The sequence below is a fragment of the Streptomyces apricus genome (assembly GCF_008369065.1).
Taxonomy (GTDB): Bacteria; Actinomycetota; Actinomycetes; order Streptomycetales; family Streptomycetaceae; genus Streptomyces; species Streptomyces apricus.
In genome coordinates, this window is sequence record NZ_VDFC01000143.1 from 1 (window position 1) to 3,010 (window position 3,010).

2 protein-coding genes are annotated in these 3,010 nt (G+C 75.4%); both read right to left on the reverse strand.

The window, feature by feature from the left end; all coding sequences use genetic code 11:
- Positions 1-1,428, reverse strand: a 1,428-nt coding sequence (locus FGF04_RS38615) for a serine/threonine-protein kinase (protein WP_149516060.1), incomplete at its 3' end; no start/stop codon positions are given.
- Between the two features lie 238 nt (positions 1,429-1,666).
- Complete coding sequence (locus tag FGF04_RS38620; protein WP_149516061.1) at positions 1,667-2,665, reverse strand: FkbM family methyltransferase; 999 nt, start codon at positions 2,663-2,665, stop codon at positions 1,667-1,669.
- Between the last annotated feature and the right edge of the window lie 345 nt (positions 2,666-3,010).

The window sequence follows — 3,010 nt, forward strand, 5'->3', positions numbered from 1 at the left end:
GGCGGGCCCCGTACCGGCGTCGGGCGCGGTCCCGTCCTGCGTGCCCGGGTCCTGGTTCTGGTTCTGATCCTGGTTCTGGTCCGCGTCCCCCGACACGGGCCGGCCCGCGGCCCCGCCGCCCGACGAGCCGTCCGACGAACCGTCCTGCGAGCCGCCGGAGGACCCCGTGGCCGGGTCGGCGGAGGAGGACGTGTCCGGCGGCCCCGTCTTCGTGGCGGTGTCGTCCGGCGAGAACATCGACATGCCCGCGAGCACGGCCAGGACGAAGAGCACCGCGCCGGCGAGGACGCCGAACACCCGGGGCCGGCGGCGGACCGCGGTCGCGGCACCGCCACGGACGCCGGTGCCGGCGGGCCGGGCGCGGCGCGAGGGCGCGGAGTGCGGGGAGCGCGGGGAGCTCTCGGAGCGGGTGGCGCGGGCGGCGGCGCGCCCGGCCGCCCGGCCGCCGGTCTGCGGCAGCCGGTACGTCGTCGGGGCCCCGCCGTCGGCCGGCCCGGACTGCCCGGGGTGTCCGGGCTGCCCGGAGGGCCCGGGGTGCGGCGGCGCGGCCGCGTACGACACCTGGGTACGCGGCTGGGCATGCGGCTGCCGCGCGGCCACCGGCAGCGGCTCGGCCCGCCCCTGCCAGGCTCCCCCGGCGAACCAGTCCGCGACCTCGTGGGCCGTGGGCCGGTCCTCGGGCTGCTTGGCGAGCAGGCCGAGGAGGTAGTTCTCGAAGGCGGGCGGCAGGTGCACCCCGTGCTCGCGGGGCGGCACCGGCGCCTTGTCGATGTGCTGGTGCAGCGTGATCGTCGCGCTCTCCCCCTGGAACGGGGGCCTGCCGGTGAGGAGCTGGTAGAGCACGCAGCCCAGCGAGTACACGTCCGAGGAGGCCGACGCCGGGCGCCCCAGGGCGCGTTCGGGGGCCAGGTAGAGGCTGGTGCCGACGATCTGGCCGGCCGTGGTGAGCGCGGACGCCGGGTCGTCGACGAAGCGGGCGATGCCGAAGTCGCCGATCTTGACGGTGCCGTGCGCGTCCGCGAGGAGGTTGCCGGGCTTGATGTCCCGGTGCACGATCCCCTCGCGGTGCGCGGCGGCGAGGCCCGCGGCGGCCTGGGCGGCGATGGTGGCCACCCGGTCCGCGCCGAGTGTGCCGGACGCGGTCAGCTCCTGGGCGAGGCTGCGGCCCTCGACCAGCTCCATGACCAGGTAGAAGCGGTCGTCCCAGGCGCCGAAGTCGAAGACGGCGACGACGTAGGGGTGGCTGAGCCTGGCCGCCGTCTGCGCCTCCAGCCGGAAGCGCGCGGCGGCGGCGCTGTCCGCGTCGTCCCCCAGCAGCAGTTTGACGGCCACCGCGCGGCCGAGCACCTCGTCGGTGGCCTGCCACACCTCGCCCATCCCGCCCCGGCCGATGGACGTCTGCAACCGATACCGCTCCGCGACGAGCACCAGGGAATCATCCTCACCACAGCAGGGGGTCAACACGACGGCGGCGAGCGGCACTTCACGCGACGCAGAAGAGCGTGGACGGGGTCGTCTCGCAGCGACCCCACCCTACCGATCTTGCGACCCTGCCTGAGCCGCCCGCGCGGTTCCCCGCGCCTCTTCGGGGCGGGGGACCAGGATCGCGCCCTGAAGGGGCGCGGGGAACTGCGCGACCGGCCACCGCGAACCCGCGGACGACTGCTCAGGTCGCGGCCGGGCCGCCGGGCTCGGGCGCGCGGACCATCACGCAGTCGAACTCCACCACCCGGCCCGTCGCCGGGTCGCGGGTGACCGGGTACATGCCGGTCACCCCGAAGCCCGCCGCCTCGTACGCGGCCACGGCCTCCCCCATCGCCGGGCTCCCCTCGTACAGCCGGAGGGCGGCGACCTCGGACTGCAGGCCCACGAACTCGGAGATCCGCTCGCCCGCCCCCGCGAACACCTCCATGTCGAAGCCCTGCGTGTCCATCTTCAGGTACGGGCGCGGGTCCTCGATGCCCTCCAGCGCCTTCTGCATCACGTCGTCGAGCCGCCGGACCTCGATCTCCTCGGTACGCCCCTTGGCGAACCGCCGGTACCGCTCCTTGCCGTACTCGCTGGGCGGCAGCAGCGAGTTCATCGACTTCCAGTCGACGTGGATCGACTGCACGGCCTCCTCGCGCCCGAGCGCGAAGTTGTAGACGTGCCAGTCGGGATCGTTCTCGGCGGACCTGCGCAGCTTCGCGAACGTGTCGGAGACCGGCTCGAACGACACGATGCGCCCGGTGTACCCGAACCGCCGCAGCCCCTTCCCGTACTGCCCGGTGTTGGCCCCGACGTCGAACACGCAGTTCACGCCGTTCAGTTCCAGCAGGGCCGCCACGTGCTGGGCGCACAGGTAGTGGGAGGCGGCGAGCTGGAACTCCCGTTCCCCGTCCGCCGGTACGGCTCCGTCCAGGAGCAGCCGCGCCCCGGTGGGGCCGAGGGGGACGCTCGTCACGCTCCGCCCGGCGGCGGCGCGGGCCACCACCCAGGTGTCCGTGCCGGCGTCGGTGACCGTGTACCGCGCCTTGCCCCGGGCGACCAGATCGGCCCCGCGCCCCACGGGCGCGACGGTCCGTTCGCCCCTGCGGAACACCAGGGCCGTACCGGGGCCGAGATCGACGACCTTCACGCCTATCCGCGGAAGGATGCTGAGCAGTCTTCTGTAAAGGGTCTGCATCGGCTCAGCCTGGCAGAAGTCACCCGGGATACACCGCCCCTTCACCGAACAGACTCCGGGCCCCGTCCGCGCGGACGGCCGGCCGCGGGGCGTCCCGGGCTCACCCGGTCGGCCCGGTGCGCTGGTGGGAGGCGGCACGCGGTGGTGCCGTGGGAGGAGACCCCCGTCGCAGGCAGCCGTAGGAGGCATCCGTGCTGAACCGTCCGCCCCGCCGTGCCCGGCGCACCGCCGCCGTCCTCGCCCCGGCCCTGGCGGCGGCCGCGCTGCTCACCACGGCCGGGTGCTCGGGCGTGCTCGGCGGCGCGGCCGAGGGCGCGGCGGCCTCCGCCTCCCCCGTGGCCGCGC

Bases quoted from the DNA above. Each gene is read 5' to 3' on its own strand.
- FGF04_RS38620 (WP_149516061.1), bottom strand. From the start codon at position 2,665: ATGCAGACCCTTTACAGAAGACTGCTCAGCATCCTTCCGCGGATAGGC.